Origin of the sequence: Caldicellulosiruptor kronotskyensis 2002 (genome assembly GCF_000166775.1) — a bacterium.
Classification (GTDB): Bacteria; Bacillota; Thermoanaerobacteria; order Caldicellulosiruptorales; family Caldicellulosiruptoraceae; genus Caldicellulosiruptor; species Caldicellulosiruptor kronotskyensis.
In genome coordinates this window covers 1981228-1999143 of the sequence record NC_014720.1, presented here as the reverse complement: position 1 = coordinate 1999143, position 17916 = coordinate 1981228, and the positions used below count along the sequence as shown (strand labels likewise).

General features: G+C 35.4%; 23 protein-coding genes and 1 riboswitch. Of the genes, 21 read left to right on the top strand and 2 right to left on the bottom strand.

What is annotated here, in order from left to right:
- The first annotated feature begins 35 nt into the window (after positions 1-35).
- Complete coding sequence (locus CALKRO_RS09255) at positions 36-608, top strand: BofC C-terminal domain-containing protein (protein ID WP_013430768.1); 573 nt, start codon at positions 36-38, stop codon at positions 606-608.
- An 85-nt stretch (positions 609-693) separates the two neighbouring features.
- Positions 694-1056 (top strand): hypothetical protein, encoded by a 363-nt coding sequence (locus tag CALKRO_RS09250; RefSeq protein ID WP_013430767.1) that lies wholly within the window; start codon positions 694-696, stop codon positions 1054-1056.
- A gap of 40 nt (positions 1057-1096) precedes the next feature.
- Here CALKRO_RS09250 and CALKRO_RS09245 read toward each other — a convergent pair whose 3' ends face one another.
- Positions 1097-1846, bottom strand: a complete 750-nt coding sequence (locus tag CALKRO_RS09245; RefSeq protein ID WP_013430766.1) for a fumarylacetoacetate hydrolase family protein — start codon at positions 1844-1846, stop codon at positions 1097-1099.
- A gap of 262 nt (positions 1847-2108) precedes the next feature.
- On the opposite strand from CALKRO_RS09245, the gene CALKRO_RS09240 reads away from it, so the two are divergent.
- The 11 genes from CALKRO_RS09240 to CALKRO_RS09190 all read left to right on the top strand — a co-directional run bounded on the left by CALKRO_RS09240 (position 2109) and on the right by CALKRO_RS09190 (position 11687).
- Positions 2109-2519, top strand: a complete 411-nt coding sequence (locus CALKRO_RS09240) for a 4Fe-4S binding protein (protein WP_013403731.1) — start codon at positions 2109-2111, stop codon at positions 2517-2519.
- A 1-nt stretch (position 2520) separates the two neighbouring features.
- Positions 2521-4281 (top strand): aldehyde ferredoxin oxidoreductase N-terminal domain-containing protein, encoded by a 1761-nt coding sequence (locus CALKRO_RS09235; protein ID WP_013430765.1) that lies wholly within the window; start codon positions 2521-2523, stop codon positions 4279-4281.
- Positions 4256-4486, top strand: a complete 231-nt coding sequence (locus tag CALKRO_RS09230; protein WP_013430764.1) for a MoaD/ThiS family protein — start codon at positions 4256-4258, stop codon at positions 4484-4486. Before CALKRO_RS09235 ends, CALKRO_RS09230 begins: the two co-directional genes overlap by 26 nt.
- Positions 4487-4489: 3 nt before the next feature.
- Positions 4490-5176 carry a HesA/MoeB/ThiF family protein gene (locus CALKRO_RS09225; RefSeq protein WP_013430763.1) on the top strand — a complete coding sequence of 229 codons (687 nt, stop codon included), beginning with the start codon at positions 4490-4492 and terminating at the stop codon, positions 5174-5176.
- Positions 5170-5302: riboswitch (molybdenum cofactor riboswitch) on the top strand. It overlaps the preceding gene by 7 nt.
- Positions 5303-5393: 91 nt before the next feature.
- Positions 5394-6209 (top strand): substrate-binding domain-containing protein, encoded by an 816-nt coding sequence (locus CALKRO_RS09220; RefSeq protein WP_013430762.1) that lies wholly within the window; start codon positions 5394-5396, stop codon positions 6207-6209.
- Positions 6210-6228: 19 nt separating this feature from the next.
- Entirely contained in the window at positions 6229-6861 is a 633-nt protein-coding gene (locus CALKRO_RS09215) for an ABC transporter permease (RefSeq protein ID WP_013430761.1), read from the top strand.
- Positions 6854-7441: an ATP-binding cassette domain-containing protein gene (locus CALKRO_RS09210; RefSeq protein ID WP_013430760.1), complete on the top strand. Its 588-nt coding sequence runs from the start codon at positions 6854-6856 to the stop codon at positions 7439-7441. The genes CALKRO_RS09215 and CALKRO_RS09210 overlap by 8 nt, the downstream gene beginning before the upstream one ends.
- Entirely contained in the window at positions 7438-8652 is a 1215-nt protein-coding gene (locus CALKRO_RS09205) for a molybdopterin molybdotransferase MoeA (RefSeq protein WP_013430759.1), read from the top strand. The genes CALKRO_RS09210 and CALKRO_RS09205 overlap by 4 nt, the downstream gene beginning before the upstream one ends.
- Positions 8649-9812: a molybdopterin molybdotransferase MoeA gene (locus CALKRO_RS09200; protein WP_013430758.1), complete on the top strand. Its 1164-nt coding sequence runs from the start codon at positions 8649-8651 to the stop codon at positions 9810-9812. The genes CALKRO_RS09205 and CALKRO_RS09200 overlap by 4 nt, the downstream gene beginning before the upstream one ends.
- 5 nt (positions 9813-9817) lie before the next feature.
- Entirely contained in the window at positions 9818-10753 is a 936-nt protein-coding gene (gene moaA, locus CALKRO_RS09195; protein WP_237699156.1) for a GTP 3',8-cyclase MoaA, read from the top strand.
- A gap of 7 nt (positions 10754-10760) precedes the next feature.
- Positions 10761-11687 (top strand): cyclic pyranopterin monophosphate synthase MoaC/MOSC-domain-containing protein, encoded by a 927-nt coding sequence (locus CALKRO_RS09190; RefSeq protein WP_013430756.1) that lies wholly within the window; start codon positions 10761-10763, stop codon positions 11685-11687.
- Between the two features lie 8 nt (positions 11688-11695).
- Here CALKRO_RS09190 and CALKRO_RS09185 read toward each other — a convergent pair whose 3' ends face one another.
- Positions 11696-12190 carry a MogA/MoaB family molybdenum cofactor biosynthesis protein gene (locus CALKRO_RS09185; RefSeq protein WP_013430755.1) on the bottom strand — a complete coding sequence of 165 codons (495 nt, stop codon included), beginning with the start codon at positions 12188-12190 and terminating at the stop codon, positions 11696-11698.
- 120 nt (positions 12191-12310) lie between these two features.
- Here CALKRO_RS09185 and CALKRO_RS09180 point away from each other — a divergent pair, with 120 nt between their 5' ends.
- From CALKRO_RS09180 to CALKRO_RS09145, 8 genes are all read left to right on the top strand, one after another.
- Positions 12311-12697: a GNAT family N-acetyltransferase gene (locus tag CALKRO_RS09180; RefSeq protein WP_013430754.1), complete on the top strand. Its 387-nt coding sequence runs from the start codon at positions 12311-12313 to the stop codon at positions 12695-12697.
- Positions 12698-12721: 24 nt separating this feature from the next.
- Entirely contained in the window at positions 12722-13504 is a 783-nt protein-coding gene (locus tag CALKRO_RS09175) for a CheR family methyltransferase (RefSeq protein WP_013430753.1), read from the top strand.
- Positions 13501-14013, top strand: coding sequence for an ECF transporter S component (locus tag CALKRO_RS09170; protein ID WP_013430752.1), 513 nt, complete (start codon positions 13501-13503; stop codon positions 14011-14013). The genes CALKRO_RS09175 and CALKRO_RS09170 overlap by 4 nt, the downstream gene beginning before the upstream one ends.
- Complete coding sequence (locus tag CALKRO_RS09165) at positions 14006-14986, top strand: MraY family glycosyltransferase (protein ID WP_013430751.1); 981 nt, start codon at positions 14006-14008, stop codon at positions 14984-14986. Before CALKRO_RS09170 ends, CALKRO_RS09165 begins: the two co-directional genes overlap by 8 nt.
- 108 nt (positions 14987-15094) lie before the next feature.
- Positions 15095-16078 (top strand): GerMN domain-containing protein, encoded by a 984-nt coding sequence (locus tag CALKRO_RS09160; RefSeq protein ID WP_013430750.1) that lies wholly within the window; start codon positions 15095-15097, stop codon positions 16076-16078.
- 21 nt (positions 16079-16099) lie between these two features.
- Entirely contained in the window at positions 16100-16876 is a 777-nt protein-coding gene (rph, locus tag CALKRO_RS09155) for a ribonuclease PH (protein WP_013430749.1), read from the top strand.
- Positions 16845-17459: an XTP/dITP diphosphatase gene (locus CALKRO_RS09150; protein ID WP_013430748.1), complete on the top strand. Its 615-nt coding sequence runs from the start codon at positions 16845-16847 to the stop codon at positions 17457-17459. Before rph ends, CALKRO_RS09150 begins: the two co-directional genes overlap by 32 nt.
- Complete coding sequence (locus CALKRO_RS09145) at positions 17437-17913, top strand: metallophosphoesterase (protein WP_013430747.1); 477 nt, start codon at positions 17437-17439, stop codon at positions 17911-17913. Before CALKRO_RS09150 ends, CALKRO_RS09145 begins: the two co-directional genes overlap by 23 nt.
- Positions 17914-17916: the final 3 nt, after the last annotated feature.

Sequence of the window (17916 nt, the reverse complement as noted above, 5' to 3'; positions counted from 1 at the left end):
AAAAAAGTTTGAGTTATTGATGGGGGCTACAAGAAATGAAACTGTATTTTAAAACTGCCACGCTCACTGCTATTATTATTTTCTTGTTTATAGTGTCATTTGCAGTGGGGTTTACTATAACATTAGAAAGAGGAAAAGTAAAATCTGAAAAGGATGTAAAGGGAAAGAATGTAACCCAGATTGCGTATATAAACAAAGATAGAGAAAGCAGGATAGTTGATAACACTTTGTTTATTGTAAGAAAATATTTTAAAGGATGTGGACATGTCATTGAAGAGAAAAAATTAGTACCAAAAGAATATGTAGGGATGTCAAAACAGGACTTTAAAAATATGTTTGCAGAATGGGAAATAGATGCATTTAGCTCTAAGTATGTGGTGATAAGCCGTGTATTTGACGGTTTTTGCCCCAATCATTTTATAATTTCTATAAAAGACGGAAGAGTAGCTATATTTTATTCGCAGCCTGTCGATGGTGATACTCTAAAGCTCATTACTCCAATTGGTATTGAAAACTTACCAGAACAAGAGGTCAATGATTTAAAAAAAGGAATCGTGGTTAACTCGTTTGAAGATGCAATAAAGATAATTGAGGATTTTGGAAGTTAAAAAATTTTATGTAACACAGTTTACTCATAATTCATATTATGTCAATAGAAGAAGACATAATATGAATTATGGGAGGTAGGAATGTATGTCAGAAGAATTGGATTTGAGGTATGAAGGTCATGAACATCATTACCACGACATTTGTGAGCACATGAGAAGATACTTGGGTGAGACAGTTACAGTTTTCACAGAAAGCGGAGGAGAAAGCGGACAGGGATTTACAGGTGTTTTGGCACTTGTCACACCAAGGTTTATAAGGCTTATTGTAACTATAGGGACACCACCAGATGACCCCTTCTGGTACAGAGGATATGACTCTAGAGAAGAAATTGATGGACATCATCGAAGAGAAAGATGTTGCCCACCACACAGAAGATTTTGCGGACTTGGTTCAATAGTTGACATTCCATGCAGAAAGATAGTTGCATTTGTTCACAATGCTGTATAAAAAAGTCTTGAGAGGCTGGCACAATTAAAACTGCCAGCCTTTATTTTACATAATTAATAAGCTTTCCAATTCCCTCAATTTCAACTTCAACAACATCTCCTTTTTTCATACTTCCAATGCCAGAAGGTGTTCCTGTAATTATCACATCAAAAGATTTTAAGGTCATTATAGAGCTTATATAACTTACAAGCTCCTGCACGGTGAAGATGAAATTGCTTGTATTGGAATTTTGAACAATTTTGCCGTTAAGATAAGTTTTGATTGGACTATTGTTTGGGTCAATTTCATCTGTTATAATAGGACCAAGTGGCAAAAAAGTATCAAAAGATTTTGCTACAGTCCACTGACCGTTTTTGGGTTGTAAATCCCTTGCAGTTACATCATTTGCGCATGTATAGCCAAGTATGTACTCATCTACCTCTTGGGGTTTTACATTGCGACACTCTTTTTTTATGACAACCGCAAGCTCTCCTTCATAGTCCACCTGGCTACTCATGTGCTGCGGATAAATTATACTGTCGTTGTGACCAATCACACATGTTGAAGGTTTTAGGAACAGCACGGGACTTTCAGGAAGCTCAAGTCCCAGCTCTTTCGCATGGTCTTTGTAGTTAAGACCTACACATACAATCTTTGAAGGCTTGATAGGCGGCAAAATTTTCAACTCTTCTATGGGATAAGATTGATCGCTTACTTTAAGTGGGGCAAGACTTTTCAAAACCTTCACTGAGCTACCTTCAACAAGTCCGAAAAATGTTTTGTTTGCATAAGAAAATCTTCCAAGCTTCATTTGCCTTTAGCACCCCTCAATAATGTGAAATATAATTTGGTTAAAATTATATAATATCCTGACCAAAAACACAAATAATAAATTGCAAGTAGCCTCTTGTAAACTTTCATTTTAGGTGATATAATAAAATTGTTAAATTTTAAACGAAATTTGATTTTTGGGTGATTAAAGGTTTAATATTTTGGGTATTAATTAAAATAGTATTTTTGGAGGATAATAATATTGGAAAGTTTTAAATATGATTTTACAGGTGGTGATTTAATTGCCAAAGGTTCTTCGAGCTGATAACATGAACAAGTGCTTGGGGTGTTTTACATGCATGCTTACATGCGCAGCGGTGAACCATAACAATCACAACCTTGCAAAAAGCTCAATAAAAGTTAAGACAAGAGGAGGACTTCAGAGTAAGTTTGCAGCAACAATTTGTGTTGCGTGCAAAGAACCAGCGTGTGCAGAGGCTTGTCCTACAAATGCTCTTGTTAAAAGGCCAGGTGGCGGTGTTAAGCTAATCGAAGAAAAATGCATTGCATGTGAAAAATGTGTTAGCGCGTGTATAGTTGGCTCAATTCACATGGACTATGATAGGAAAATCCCAATTGTTTGTAAACACTGTGGGGCATGTGTGAGAATGTGTCCACACAATTGTCTTTCAATGGAAGAGGTGAGCGAGTAAGATGATAGGCAAAGACTTTATAAAAGTGCTTTATATAGACCTTACAAACAAAAAAGCAGACATTCAAGAAAGGAAGGATCTTTATAAATACTTAGGCGGAGCAGGTGTTGCTGCAAAGCTTTTAGAGGAAAACATGAAAAAAGGTGTTGACCCTTTGCATGAAAGCCAGCCGTTAATCATTTCAATCGGACCTCTTTCAACAATCTTTCCTGTTGTGACAAAAGCTGTAGCAACCTTTATTTCACCTCACACAGGCGAGTATGGTGAAAGTCATGCAGGTGGAAGACTTGCAATGGCTATAAGAAATGCGGGATATGATGCAATAGTAATAACAGGAAAGGCTCAAAAGCCAACATACCTTGTCATTACAGATAAGAATATTGAATTTAAAGATGCAAGGGCTATGTGGGGACTTGACATAGAAGAAACAGGAAGAGTGATAAGAGAAAGAGAGCCAGGTCCAGGTAAAAGAAGCATAATCAGAATTGGCAAGGCAGGAGAAAACCTTGTAACATACTCTTGTGTCAATGTTGATACCTACAGGCATTTTGGAAGACTTGGAATTGGAGCGGTCTTTGGAAGCAAGAACCTCAAAGCTATGATGATAATGGGAGAAGAGGACTTGCCAATTGCCAACCTTAAAGAATACTTTAAGACTTATCAGGAGATATACAAAAAAGTTACACAGACAGATGCAATGGCTAAGTATCATGAGCTTGGAACACCTATGAATATCAAAGTTCTAAATAGCATAAGTTCTCTTCCAACTAAGAATTTACTTCAGTCAACATTTGAGCATGCGGACGATATCTCAGGTGAGACATTTGCTGAGAAAAACCTTGTCAGAAAGGTTTCGTGTGTAGGTTGTCCTATTGGATGCATCCATATAGGACAGTTCAGACGCGAGTTTGACAAGGGATATGAGTATGAATCTATTTCTGTTTCATATGACCATGAACTTATATACGCACTTGGAAGCCTTTTGGGAATAAAAACAACAGACGAGGTTTTGCAGATTATAGATGAGGTTGAACTTGTAGGACTTGATGCTATTTCAACAGGTGTTGTATTGGCATGGGCAACAGAAGCGCTCAAAAAAGGGTTTATCTCAAGAGAAGACACTCTTGCTGACCTTGAGTTTGGCAACACTATGGAATATGTTAAAGCAATTGACAATATTGCAGATAGAAGCAACGAGTTTTACTTCACAATTGGTAAAGGTTTGAAAGAAGCTGTAAAAAAATATGGAGGGGAAGAGTTTGCGCTTTTGTATGGTGGAAATGAAATGGCAGGATATCATACAGGCTATGCATTTGCGCTTGGTCAAACAGTTGGTGCAAGGCATTCTCATTTAGACAATGCAGGTTACTCTTATGACCAGAGTGCAAAAGAATTAAAAGATGAAGAAATAATAGATTATGTAATTAATGAAGAAAAAGAAAGGGCAGTGCTCACATCACTTTGCATATGTCTGTTTGCCCGAAAGGTGTATGACAGGCCAACCATTTTGAAAGCATTAAATTCCGTTGGTATAAACTGGACAGACGATGACCTAACAAGACTTGCGAATGACATATTTTTTACAAAGCTGAAAATCAAGAAAGAACTTGGATATTCACTTGAAAATTATAAGTTTCCTAAGAGAATATTTGAAACACCGACAATGTGGGGTAAGATGGATGAAGAGAGGTTAAATAGGCTTTTGAAGATGTATATCGAGAGGGTGGAGAAGGAATATGAAGATTGGAGTAGAGGTAAATAGTTTTTTTGGAAGGTACGGTAGCAAAATTGGGAAAATGGAAGTTGAGATTGCCCCGAACACAAATGTAGAAAAGCTTCTTGAAAACTTAAACATTCCAAAAGACAAGGTTGGGTTTGTGATTGTCAATCAAAAAAGAGTTGACTTTGACTATGTTTTGTCGGAAAATGATAGTGTGTATATAACTCCTTATGCAACTGGAGGCTAATATATGGCTGTGCAAAAAAGATATCTAAAAAATCTGGGTGCCTTGAGTATAGATGCTCAAAAAAAACTTCTTTCAACAACAGTTGCGGTTGTTGGAGTGGGTGGAATAGGTGGTTTTTTGATAGAAGGACTTGCGCGGCTTGGTGTGAAAAAGATTATTGCTGTTGATATGGACTCTTTTGATGAGACTAACCTCAATAGGCAGATAATTTCTAACGTAAACAACCTTGGAAAATTCAAAGTGTTTGAGGCTGAAAAAAGGGTAAAAGAGATAAACCCTGCAGTTTATTTTGAGCCAATAAAGGAAAAGGCTTATTTAGAGAACCTTGATATATTTTTGATGGAAGCAAGTTATATATTCGATGCAACTGACAATATAGAAATAAGAAAGAGTCTTTCAAAGTTTGCACAAAATATGGGAAAAATATTAATTCACGGCGGATGTGCTGGCTGGTATGCTCAGATTGCCGTCATAACAAAAGACACACCAGGGATTGAAAAACTTTTGGGAGAGACAAATGTTGAAGGTGCTGAAAAAGACATGGGCAACCCTATTTTTGCACCAATGCTGACAGCAGCTTTGGAACTTTCTGAATTTTGTAAGCTGATATCAGTTCAAGGTGAGAACTTAATCGGAAAGTGTATGGTTGTAAATCTTCTGACAAATGAATACAGAGTTTTTGAATTTTAGAATCTTTCCGAGCCACAGAAGCCTAAAAAGAGGGTGTATCCTCTTCATGGAGCTGTGGCCGATAGGGTGCAGATTTGGGAAACCTCTGCGCCTCCCGCTTTGGAAAGGAAAGATTCTTCTAAAACTTGGTTTTAGAAGGATACTCTTTTGCTTCAAAATTTCAAAGCGGGGGAGTATCCTTTTTTGTTTTGGAAAATATAAATGCGAGGTTATAAAGATGAAAGAAGGTAAATTATTCAAAATTTTGGCATCGTTACTTGCTTTTATTTTGGTTGCTACTTTTAGCTATCTTTCATTTTCATATTCTAAAACTTACAGGATAGCTACAACTACAAGTATATATGACAGTGGTTTTTTGGACTTTGTTACACCTGCCTTTGAAAAGAAAAATAATGTAAAGTTCAATTTCATTTCAGTAGGAAGCGGTCAGGCGGTAAAAATATTCAAAAATGGTGACGTTGATGGGATAATAATACATGAAAAGTCGTTTTTGAATGAGCTTAAAAAAGAGAAGCTTATAAATGGTTATACTGCGTTTGTTTTGAATTATTTTATACTTGTTGGACCCAAAGATAAAAAAGATCTACTTAAAGAAGTAAAAAGTGTCCAAGAAGCTTTTGCACTGATAAGAAAAAATAACTTTAAATTTGTGTCACGTGCAGACAACTCAGCAACTTACATTAGAGAAATTGAGATATGGAGACTATCCAAACTCAAACCTGATTTTGAAGGTTATATAAAATCAGGTCTGGGTATGGGAATGAGTCTAAATCTTGCAAATGAGAAGGGAGCTTTTATTCTCACTGATGAAGCAACATTTTATAAAATGAAAGATAAATTAGATAGCTTGGATGTAGTTTACCAAAATCCAAAGGAGCAAGTACTTACAAATATTTATTACTTTGCTTACTCACCTAAAAAAGCACAGCTTTCCAAATTTGCCTCTTACTTAAAAAGCAAAGAATTCAAAAATCTTGTAAATTCTTTTAACCAAAAATTCTTCAAAAAAGAAGTCTATAGAGTTGTAAAATAAGTGGTCAAGAGGTAGCAAGATGCTGGCTAATGTAGTTATTTCAACCTTGGCTGTTTGTATTCCTTCGACATTCTTGGCAGTTTTGATAGGTGTTTCTGCAGGGTATTTTCTCAAAGTCAAAAGGTTTAAATACAGGAAAATACTAATTAGAATAGTTTATACTCTATCTGGGTTACCGCCTGTGCTTGCAGGGCTGCTTATATACATACTTTTTTCCAGAAAAGGTCCTCTTGGTTTTTTGGACATGCTTTTTACCAAATGGGCTATGATAATTACCCAGGTAATATTAATTGTTCCTATAGTGATGCTTTATACCCTGTCTGGACTTAAAAACATAGATAAGGTTCTTGAAAACTTAGATTATTTGAACATAAAAGGACGTAAAAGGTATACAGCCATTATGAAGGAATATTCAAAAGAAATAATGTATGCTATTGTTTTGGGACTATCAAGGTCAATTTCTGAGGTTGGTGGAGTTTTGATTGTTGGAGGTAACATAGAAGGAAGCACACGAATTTTGACAACAGCCATAATTTTTGAAATTACCAAAGGTGAGTTTTCAAACGCTCTTTTGCTGGGTGCGGCGCTACTTGCCATCTCATTTACTTTTAATACATTTTTGCAAATATTGCAGGGTGATGTTGTTGATTGAGGTAAAAGATGTGAAAAAGAGTTTTGGACAGAAGATATTGTTTGAGTGCAAAAGTCTCATATTTGGGAAGAAAGGTATTTATATCATAAAAGGACCAAACGGTTGCGGGAAGACCACATTTTTGAAAATGTTGTTTGGAAAAGACAAAGAATATTCAGGGCGGATACACAATCTGTTTAAGAAAAACATTATGCTTCCGCAGCAGCCATATTTTTTTAGAGGGTCGGTTGAATATAATCTTGCACTTGCTCTTTCGCATGAGAGGCTAAAGTCTGCACAAGAGGTTTTAAAGATGTTTGGTGTTCCTCTTAAAACCAACATAAATCAGCTCTCGGCTGGGCAGAGACAGCTAGTAAGTTTCTTAAGAGCGTTTTATATACCTTCTGATGTACTTTTTTTGGATGAGCCCGATTCCTTTCTCGACAAAGATGTAAAGGAGTTTGTATATAGACTTATAGAAGATGAAGCTCAAAAAAGGTGTATAATAGTTGTAACGCACCATCAAAGTGCAACTTTGAGGGGTAATATGATATATTTTGAAAATGGTCAGATTATTATAGAGGGTGATGTTGCCAGATGAAGGTATTAAAAACATATTTTGAGGTCTTTGAGATACTTAAAGATGAGTTTTGTAATTTTAATCTTCCATCAGAAAAGGTATCTATCCAAGAAGCTGTTTTTAGAATTTGTGCTCAGGATATTATAGCAGAGATAGATGTTCCTCACTTTGACAAGTCCACTGTTGATGGATATGCACTAAGATGTGAAGAGACGTTTGAAGCAAATGATGAAAACCCGGCCGTGTTTGAAATAGTAGGCGAGGTGAAAACCGGTAAGGTACCAAACTTTCAAATACAAAAAGGACAGGCTGCAAGGATATTCACAGGAGGATGTATACCACAAAATGCCAATGCCATTGTGATGATTGAAAATACTATTGAAGAGGATGGGAAACTCTATGTTTTCAAGCCAGCAAAACCTGGCGAGAATATACTTAGAAAAGGTGAGGATATAAAAAAAGATAGCATTGTCATTAAGAAATATCAGAAGCTTGAGCCTGCTCAAATTGGTGTGCTGGCTGCAATAGGGAAAAAGGAAGTGGAAGTTTTTAAAAAAATAAGAGTGGGTATCGTCTCAACAGGAGACGAGATAATATCACAGGATGAAAAGCTCGATAGCGCAAAAATTTATGACGTAAACTCATTTACCTTATTTACATCATGCTATAAGGAATATGCTCTGCCAAAAATGTACGGGATTGTAAAAGATGATTTTGAGGCTTTGAAAGATCTTCTTTCCATAGCTTTGCAGGAAAATGACATTGTTCTTATTTCAGGTGGAAGTTCTGTTGGCACATACGACAACACTTTAAAAGCTATTGAGAGCCTAAAAGATTCTAAGGTGCTTGTTGACGGTGTTTCAATAAAACCGGGCAAACCAACAATAATAGCAAAGGTTGGAATAAAAGCGGTTTTTGGGCTTCCTGGTCATCCTGTGTCTTGCCTTTTTATATTCAACTTTTTTGTAAAAAAACTTATGGACATAATATTACATCAGCAGGACACTTCCAGAAAAGTTCTTGCAAAGATGAAGACAAGCATTGCAACTTCATCCGGCAGAACCGAGTTTGTGTTTGTAAAACTTCATTTTGGTGATGAGATTTTAGCTGAGCCTCTTTATGGAAAATCAGGTTCGATAAATCTTTTGAATAATGCAAGTGGATATATAAGAGTTGATGCAACAAAAACTGGTATCAGGTCAGGAGATATTGTTGAGGTGATATTGATATGAAAGATTATCATTTTTCGGCTGTGCTTCCCCAGCAAGCAAGAGCTTGTATACAGGAAATTTTAAAGAAATATCTGGTATTAAAAGAAGAGGAGATTTCATTGTATGATGCAAAAAATAGATTTGTTGCAGAGGATTACAAAGCTATTCACACGTCCCCACCTGTAGATGTTGCTGCAATGGATGGATATGCTGTGATGGCTGAAGAAACATTCGACGCTTATGATACAAATCAAAAATATATTGAAAGTTTCAAGGTCGTCCAAACAGGCGAAAGTATAGAGAATTTTAATGCTGTTATTCCTTTTGAAGATGTCCAAGTTGAAGGCGGTAAAATAAAAATTTTTCAAAGCTACTATCCGCGTCAAAACGTTCGTTCACAGGGCGAGGATATAAAAGAAGGTGATATGGTAATCAAAAAAGGTGAGTTTTTGACATTTTTTGACAAGGTATATCTGAAAGCTGGTGGTTGGCTTACTGTCAAGGTTTACAAAATGCCAAAAGTTGCTTTTCTGCCAACCGGAGATGAACTTGTTGACATAATTGAAAAATCTAACCAGCTTGTAGAATTCAATTCGGTTATTTTTAATGAGCTTCTATGTCAGTACGGTTTTGAAATTGGTATTTTCAAACCAGTAACCAACCATTTAAATGCTATTAAAGAAACTTTGAAAAAACTTTTAGATGAATTTGATATTGTGTTTGTAAATGCTGGGTCATCTAAAGGTGACAAAGATTTGACATATGAGGCAATTCAAAGTCTTGGCAAAGTTTCAATACATGGCATAGCTATAAAACCTGGAAAGCCAACAGTCATAGGTGAGATAAATGGGAAACTTGTGATAGGACTTCCCGGTTTTCCTGTTTCTATGTTTTTTGCTCTTAAAGAGATTTTTTTAAAGGCTTTCTTTGACACATATTTGTTGAATCCGAAAGAAAAGACGGTTATGGCTGTACTGGAAAGAAGAGTTGGGTCAGACGTTGGAGCTGAGGAGTATATAAGAGTACAGGTTGAAAACAAGGATGGCAAAAACCATGCAAGAGTTTTAAAAAGAGGAGCAAGCGTGATTTCAAGTTTGATACGGGCAGATGGGTATATAGTTGTGCCAATAAATGTGGATGTGGTGGAAGAGGGAAGTTTGGTTGAGGTCAAGATGATTTGAAAAAGGTGATGAAAATGTTTGATGGTTTTTCAAGAAAAATAGACTATTTAAGGCTTTCTGTGACTGATAGATGCAACTTTTTTTGCATGTATTGCCGAACAAAGGATTTGTATTATGAAAGGATAGACCAGCTTTCAAAAGAAGAAATATTTAGGATAATCTCTGCATTTAAAAAGCTTGGAATACAAAAGCTTCGGATTACTGGCGGAGAGCCTTTTTTGAGAGATGACATTGTTGAGATAATTGAGTTTGCACACAGTATTGGTATAGAAAATATAAATATAACAACAAATGGTTGGTTAGATACCGAAAAGATTAAAAAGATTATTAAAAGTCCGCTCAAATCAGTAAATATTTCTCTTGATACATTGGATAAAGAAAAGTACAGGTCTGTAACAGGAATTGATGGTTTAGATAAGGTTTTGACAGCGATAGATGAGTTGAGAGAGCACAAGAGAGTGAAAATAAACACTGTGCTCATTCGCTCTGTTAACCTTGATGAGATAGAAGATTTGATTTCCTTTGCGAAAAAGAGGAATGTTATTATTCGCTTTATTGAACTTATGCCTATTGGTATTGCCAACCAAATCTTTGAAGATGAATTTGTAAGCAAAAATGAGGTTATCAAAAGGTTCAAAGGAATAAAAGAAGTGGCTACAGATGAAGTTTCAGCTGCTAAATATTACTATGTTGAAGATTTTGACTACAATGTAGGATTTATAAGTTCTGTATCAGACCATTTCTGCAAAACGTGTAATAAAGTCAGAGTCTCATCAACTGGCGTGCTTTACAACTGTCTGTTTGATAAGAATGGTTTAGAGCTAAGAAAGTTTCTGGATGATGAAAAACTCTTGCTGAAAAAGATAGAAGATTTTGTCAAACAAAAAAAGCTAATAAGAAGTTTAGAATCAGATATGCCGATGTTCAAAATAGGAGGGTAGATTGAAGATGGAATTTTCACATATTGACAAAGATGGTCTTCCCAAGATGGTAGATGTGACATCAAAAGAAGAAAGTTTTAGGGTTGCAAGAGCAAGCGGGAAGATCTTTGTAGGAAAGGATGTTATTGAAGCAATTGAAAATGGGCTTTTACCAAAAGGGGATGTGTTTGCAACTGCTAAGGTTGCAGCTATTAATGCCGCCAAAAAGACGTTTGAACTCATACCTCTTTGTCACAACATATTTTTGTCTTTTGTTGATGTTTCGTATAAAATAGACAGGGAAGAAGGGTACATTGAAGCGGTATCAGAAATAAAAACTGAGGCAAAAACAGGTGCTGAGATGGAAGCAATCACAGCAGTGGTTATTTTTTTAGAGACAGTATATGACATGTGCAAAGCGGTAAAAAAAGATATGGTAATTACTGATGTCAGGCTTATAGAAAAATCTGGGGGAAAATCTGGACATTATATTTTTGAAAATGAAAATAAAACTGCAAAGGTTGTGTCAATCAACATCAGCAGACAAAAAGGGACTCCAAAAGAACCAGTGAGTGAGGCCATTTTGATTGAAGACTATGGGATTGAAGGTGATGCCCATGCAGGGTCTTCTCATCGTCAGGTGAGCCTTCTTGATATATCAAGCATAAAGAAACTAAAGCAGTACGGTCTTAAAGGTCTTTGTTATGGAAAGTTTGCAGAAAATATAACAACAGAGAATTTAGACTTGCAAAGGATTTCACTTGGAACAAAACTGAAAATAGGGAATAATGTGTTGCTTGAGATAAGCCAGATAGGGAAAAAGTGCCATGGCAGTGGCTGTGAAATTGCTCGGACTGTCGGTGTTTGTATAATGCCAAAAGAAGGTCTTTTTGCAAAGGTATTAAAAGGCGGCAAGATTAAGACAGGAGATATTATAGAAATTCTAAATGAGTGAGGAAATTTTTAGTAGCCGCTCCCACACTCTTTTTCATTTTCTAAAAGGATATTAAGACCATGCTCTAAAATTGGCAAAACTGCCTCTAAACATTCTTTAACTGCTTTTGGTGAACCTGGGAGATTTATTATTAAGCTATTTTTATATATTCCTGAGACTGCACGGGAAAGGTAGCTTTTCATGTTTATCTTTCCCGTTTCATATCTTATAAGCTCTGAAATACCTGGGGTTTGTTTTTCTACAATTTCAAGTGTTGCCTCGGGTGTCACATCTCTTTTATAAAATCCTGTTCCACCAGTTGTCAGTATCAGGTTTGCTCCGCTTTTTTGTGCCTGAACTATAGCTTCTTTTATCATTTCTTTCTCATCTGGTACAATCTTATAAAATACATTTATAAAACCTTGGGATGATAATATATCAATTAACACTTTTGCGCTCAAATCCTCTCTTTCTCCTTTTGAAGCTTTGTCCGAGCATGTGATTACTGCAAATGTAAAATTCATTCTTTCATCTCCTTCCTGCAATGCTTCTGCTTAAATATTTTTTAATTGGCATTTCAAAGTCAACATGAATTTGTTATAATTATATAAGATATTTTCTTGTATTGAAAGAGGGAAAATTTGATGATTGAGATCAAAGAAGTACCACTGGAAAACCGAGAGAAAATCAAAAATTTTTGTAGTGTCAACAATGTACCTTTTAATGCAGACGCAATTTCACATGTTGTGTTAGATGGCAGCAATATATTAGGAGTTGCTCAGATCAAGATTGAAAATGGTATAGCTGAGATCTTGTCCATTTTTGTAAAGGAAGAATATAGAAACATGGGATTGGGAGATGGGCTTTTAAAAATGCAGATTAATTACTGTTATAGAAATTCAATAAGTTTTGTTAAAGTAAAAAAGGGGCTCAATGACAATTTTTTCAAAAGAGTTGGGTTTGTAGAAGAGGGAGTATATCTTGTTTTAGATGTTCAGGCATTTTATGCGAATCTAAAATGTCAGCAATAAAATTTTGTAGAAAGAGGGTAAGAGATGCAACTTGATTATGAGTGGTTCAAGAAAAAGATCTGGGAGTATGTAGGAATAAATCTTTCGTATTATAAAGAAAAACAAATGAAAAGAAGAATTGAGTCTCTTATGAAAAAAAATGGATATGAAACTTTTGCAGATTATTACAATGCGTTAACAAAGGACCAGAAACTTTTCAACGAATTTATAAATTATTTAACAATCAATGTCTCAGAATTTTATAGAAACCCTCAACAGTGGGAGATACTTGAAAAAGAAATAATGCCGTATATACTAAAGAGGACAAAGAAACCCAAGATATGGTCTGCTGCCTGTTCCACAGGTGAAGAGCCATATTCAATTGTAATGCTTTTGACAAGATTTTTCCCTTTGAGTGAAATAAAGATTTTAGCAACCGATATTGATGATGATGCTATAAGAAAAGCCAAAGAAGGAGTATATATGAAAAAGAGCTTAGAAGGACTGCCTCAAGAATTTGTAAGAAGGTTTTTTAAAGAAAATGGAGAATTATATTACATAAGTGATGAAATAAAAAGATGTGTTGAATTCAAACACCATGACCTATTGAAAGACCCTTATCCAAAGGATATTGACCTGATTGTATGTCGCAATGTTTTAATATACTTTACTGAAGAAGCAAAGGATATGGTCTACAGAAATTTTAATATGTCACTTGTTATGAACGGTATCTTATTTGTAGGTTCAACCGAACAGATAATAATGCCTCAAAAATATGGGTTAAAACCCATAAAAACCTTCTTTTATGAAAAGGTGATGAATATTTGAGCACAAGGAAAATAACATACGCAGGTATGATGGTGGCACTGACAATAATCTTTTTGATATTTGCTTCAATCTTGCCGCGGGCAAATAGCATATTTTATATACTTTGTTCTGTAAGTATTATGATCATAGTTTGGCTCTTTGGGATTAAAGAGGGATTTATTGTATATATTGCAAGTTCTTTGTTAGGGGTATTTTTAATTCCTAACAAGTTTGTGGCAATGGTTTATATTTTAATTTTTGGTCTATATCCCATAATAAAAGCTTTGTGTGAAAGAGGGTTTCCTATTTATATAGAGTTTTTTTTAAAGTTTTTGTATTACAACCTTGCATTAATTATTTTATATTTCATGTTCAAACTAATTATAAGGGAACTTCCCCATTTCAAGTTTGGAATGCTTCTTACAGTTGTTTCTTCAGAAGTTATTTTTATTCTGTATGATTATCTTCTTACGCTGATTTTACAAAAACTAAAAAGTTTTAAAATCTTTGGAGGGACTACCCATGGCTGAACTTGTGATAAAAGACGCACTTTCGTTTTTGGTAGCATTTGTCCTTGTAACCATCATCACACCATATGTGCAGAAAAAATCTATTGAGCTTGGTTTTGTAGACAGACCAAACGCGCGAAAAATTCATTCAACACCTATCCCGGTGACAGGTGGTATAGCTCTCTTTTTAGCTTTTTTCATATCTCAATTTTTAATAAGAGGTTTAAGTAAAGAATTTTTGGGATTTTTTATTGCTTCATGTTTGATTTTAGCAATAGGTCTTTTAGATGACTGGTATAAATCACAAGGGAAAGAACTGAGTGCCCTGCCAAAATTCATTGTTCAGATTTTAGCATGTTCAATAGTATTCTTTATGGGAATACAGATTGAAGGGATTACAAATCCCTTTACTCATAAATTCATAAGCTTTCCTGTTTGGTTCCAGTATATAGCAACAGTTATTTGGCTTTTTGGAGTAACAACTGTTATAAACTTTATTGATGGTATAGACGGACTTGCAGCTGGTATTACCACAATTTCCGGGACAACCCTGTTTTTTGTTGCGCTAATGAACCTGAGCATAATATCAACCGCAAGAGTTTCAACATATATGGCAGCAGCTTTAGTGGGTGTGTCTTCTGCTTTTTTGATATTCAACCGTCATCCAGCTAAAATCTTTATGGGTGACAGTGGTGCCACTTTTTTAGGGTTTGTGCTTGGGACAATTGCTGTGGAAGGAACATTTAAAGTGGCAACGGTAGTGTCGTTGATAGTACCTATTTTGACGTTGGGTCTTCCTATTTTTGATAACCTTTTTGTTATCTTCAAGAGAATCAAAGAAGGTAAGCCTATTTATCAAGCTGACAGAAGCCAGGTACATTTTAGGCTTTTGGAGGCAGGTTTGAATCAGAAACAGACAGTCTTGTTTTTATACCTTGTTAGTATTTGTTTTTCTTTGACATCCCTGATTATCATGCTTCTTGCCAGAAGATAAGATATTAAATATTTTTTAAGTTCTTTTTCTTGTTCTAAGCCGCCCATTGATTAAATATTTTTCTTAATATGAAAGAATTAGCATAACTTTTTGAAAGGGTGGTTTGGAATGAGAAAAAGAATTATTTTTTTTGCTGTGCTTTCTTTTTTATTCTTCTTGGCAGGTTGCAGCTGGAAAAGTCTATTTTCCACCTCACAGGAAAGTAATTACAATAACGACAGCAGTCAAACAGACGATAGCATCAAATTTGAGATTGTGGAAAGTGGTGCTTATTTTTCTCAACAAACTGGACAAAGTGAGAATCTTACAAGCATTAAAACTATTTTATGCGATAAAAAACATAATTTAGTATTAATAGAAGTTATATCAACAAAGACGTTTGATGTTGCAAAAAGAGGGCTTGAACTTTCAATTTTTTCTGCTTCGCGACAGCGCAATCTCAGAAGTTTTGGGCTTTTTTGTATTTTTCCTGACAGTATAAAGATTAACTCCTTGAAAATTGAAAATGGCACTGCAACTGTTGACTTAAATAATGAGTTTTTCAAACAAAAATATTTGGATTTTTACATCAAAGCAATAACCTTTTACTTGACATCGTTTGAAAATATAGATAGAGTATACTTTTATAATGAAGGGAGAAGGTATATAAACAAAGCCTTTGAGCGAAAAAAAGCAGGACAGGTTATAATTTTTGTTCCTCAAAAGGTTTCGACAGAGATTTTTCTAATTCCTAAATGGATAGATATTCCAGAAAAGTTTAAAAATATTCCCATGACATTTGCACAAAAAAGTTTAATCAATAGTCTTAGCTATAGATTTTCTAAGTTAAATGGGTTAAAATTGAATAATGTAAAGATAAAAGAAAATACTTTGTATATTGATCTGTCAAAAGAGCTATTAAACCTGAAAGGTAGTAGCCAGGTAGATATTATTCTTTCTTCAATATGTTTTACTGCAAGGGAAATAGACAAAACTCTTAAGTATTTAAAGATCTCAATAGATGGGAAAGAACCTTATCTTGACCAGTATGATTTGAAAGAAAATATAGATATGGACCAGTTCAAGTATAACAGTTTAAAAATAAGACTGTAAAAGGAAAGGAGCAAAAAGATAATGAGACAAGACCAGAGAGCTTACAATGAGATTCGACCAATAAAAATAACAAGAAACTTCATCAAATATGCAGAAGGTTCATGCCTTATCGAAATGGGCAACACAAAAGTAATTGTCACAGCAACCATTGACGACAAGGTACCACCGTTTAAAAAGGGAAGTGGGGAAGGATGGATAACAGCTGAATACTCAATGTTACCCCGTGCAACCCAGCAGAGAAATGTAAGAGATATAAATAAACTGAGGCTCAGTGGAAGAAGTCATGAAATTCAAAGACTCATTGGAAGGGCACTCAGAGCAGGTATAAATTTTAAAGCGCTTGGAGAAAGAGTAATAATCATAGACTGCGATGTAATCCAGGCAGACGGTGGAACACGCACAGCTTCCATAACTGGCGGGTTTATTGCCATGTTTGATGCGTGCAAAAAACTTTACGATGAAAAGATAATTGAAAACTTTCCTGTAACAGACTTTGTTGCGGCTGTATCTGTGGGAATTTGCGACGGCGTTGAAATGCTTGACCTTTGCTTTGAAGAGGATTCAAAAGCTGCAGTTGACATGAACCTTGTTATGAACGATAAAGGTGAGTTTATTGAGATACAGGGAACTGCTGAAGGAGCGCCTTTTTCGTGGGATCAATTTCAGAAACTATTAGAACTTGGAAAGCAAGGCATACAAAAGATAATAGAAATACAGAGGGAAGTTTTGGGTGAGGACTGCAATCTTGTTGGGAGTGTGCCAAAAGATGAGAAAACTTTTCGTTGCGACCAAGAATGAGGGAAAAGCAAAGGAAATAAAGCAGCTCATTGGAAGTTATTTTGACGACGTGGTTACACTAAACCATTTTGACAGCAGTATAAACATTATAGAAGATGGCAGAACGTTTGAAGAGAATGCTCTAAAAAAAGCAAAGACTATTTATGCACTTTACAGACAAGTCACACTTGCTGATGACTCTGGGCTTGAGGTGGATGCTTTAGGTGGAAGACCAGGTGTGATGTCTGCAAGGTATGCAGGAGAGAGAGCCACAGATGAGGATAGAATAAAAAAACTTTTGGATGAGCTAAAAGATGTGCCAGAAAGCAAAAGAGGAGCGCAGTTTGTATGTGTTCTTGTTTTTATTGACCAGCAAGGTAGGATATATCAGACAAAAGGTATTTGTCGTGGCAGAATAGCATTTGAACCGAGAGGTAAAAATGGTTTTGGTTATGACCCTATATTTGTACCTGATGGATTTGACAAGACATTTGCAGAGCTGGATAGCCAAATCAAGAATCAGATATCTCATAGAGCAAAAGCTTTTGAAAGCTTAAAAAAGATTCTGGGTGAGATTTACAATGAAGGTACTTGTGATAAGTGATACACACGGAATTGTATATGATGCAGAGAGAATTATAAGAAAATACGAAAAGAACGTAGAGATGTGCATTCACCTTGGAGATTTGGTAAAAGATGCAATTTATCTACAAAGCAGGTTTCCCAATCTCAAGTTTGAGATTGTAAGAGGCAACAATGACTTTACAAAGGATTTTCCGTCAGAGAAGATAATTGAGCTTGGTGGCAAAAAGATCCTCATTACCCATGGTCATATGTACTCTGTGAAGTCTACATATGACCTTATTGTAAATCATGCAAAAGCGTTTAGAGTAGATGCCTGTTTTTTTGGTCATACTCATCAGCAGGAGGAATTTTATTCAGACAGCATCCTCTTTTTAAATCCGGGAAGTTTAGCTTTTTCAAGGGATGGTTCAAGATCGTTTGCAATAGCAGAAGTTACTCCTTACGGGGTTGTAGCATATTTGGAAAAGGTGTGAAAG

Excerpts from the sequence above, each read along its gene's own strand:
- CALKRO_RS09150 (WP_013430748.1), top strand. The coding sequence starts at position 16,845 with ATGAGAAAACTTTTCGTTGCGACCAAGAATGAGGGAAAAGCAAAGGAA.
- CALKRO_RS09185 (WP_013430755.1), bottom strand. The coding sequence starts at position 12,190 with ATGAATTTTACATTTGCAGTAATCACATGCTCGGACAAAGCTTCAAAA.
- CALKRO_RS09215 (WP_013430761.1), top strand. The coding sequence starts at position 6,229 with ATGCTGGCTAATGTAGTTATTTCAACCTTGGCTGTTTGTATTCCTTCG.
- CALKRO_RS09145 (WP_013430747.1), top strand. The coding sequence starts at position 17,437 with ATGAAGGTACTTGTGATAAGTGATACACACGGAATTGTATATGATGCA.
- CALKRO_RS09225 (WP_013430763.1), top strand. The coding sequence starts at position 4,490 with ATGGCTGTGCAAAAAAGATATCTAAAAAATCTGGGTGCCTTGAGTATA.
- rph (WP_013430749.1), top strand. The coding sequence starts at position 16,100 with ATGAGACAAGACCAGAGAGCTTACAATGAGATTCGACCAATAAAAATA.
- CALKRO_RS09255 (WP_013430768.1), top strand. The coding sequence starts at position 36 with ATGAAACTGTATTTTAAAACTGCCACGCTCACTGCTATTATTATTTTC.
- CALKRO_RS09230 (WP_013430764.1), top strand. The coding sequence starts at position 4,256 with ATGAAGATTGGAGTAGAGGTAAATAGTTTTTTTGGAAGGTACGGTAGC.
- CALKRO_RS09160 (WP_013430750.1), top strand. The coding sequence starts at position 15,095 with ATGAGAAAAAGAATTATTTTTTTTGCTGTGCTTTCTTTTTTATTCTTC.
- CALKRO_RS09190 (WP_013430756.1), top strand. The coding sequence starts at position 10,761 with ATGGAATTTTCACATATTGACAAAGATGGTCTTCCCAAGATGGTAGAT.
- CALKRO_RS09250 (WP_013430767.1), top strand. The coding sequence starts at position 694 with ATGTCAGAAGAATTGGATTTGAGGTATGAAGGTCATGAACATCATTAC.
- CALKRO_RS09175 (WP_013430753.1), top strand. The coding sequence starts at position 12,722 with ATGCAACTTGATTATGAGTGGTTCAAGAAAAAGATCTGGGAGTATGTA.
- CALKRO_RS09220 (WP_013430762.1), top strand. The coding sequence starts at position 5,394 with ATGAAAGAAGGTAAATTATTCAAAATTTTGGCATCGTTACTTGCTTTT.
- CALKRO_RS09165 (WP_013430751.1), top strand. The coding sequence starts at position 14,006 with ATGGCTGAACTTGTGATAAAAGACGCACTTTCGTTTTTGGTAGCATTT.
- CALKRO_RS09245 (WP_013430766.1), bottom strand. The coding sequence starts at position 1,846 with ATGAAGCTTGGAAGATTTTCTTATGCAAACAAAACATTTTTCGGACTT.
- CALKRO_RS09200 (WP_013430758.1), top strand. The coding sequence starts at position 8,649 with ATGAAAGATTATCATTTTTCGGCTGTGCTTCCCCAGCAAGCAAGAGCT.
- CALKRO_RS09180 (WP_013430754.1), top strand. The coding sequence starts at position 12,311 with ATGATTGAGATCAAAGAAGTACCACTGGAAAACCGAGAGAAAATCAAA.
- CALKRO_RS09205 (WP_013430759.1), top strand. The coding sequence starts at position 7,438 with ATGAAGGTATTAAAAACATATTTTGAGGTCTTTGAGATACTTAAAGAT.
- CALKRO_RS09235 (WP_013430765.1), top strand. The coding sequence starts at position 2,521 with ATGATAGGCAAAGACTTTATAAAAGTGCTTTATATAGACCTTACAAAC.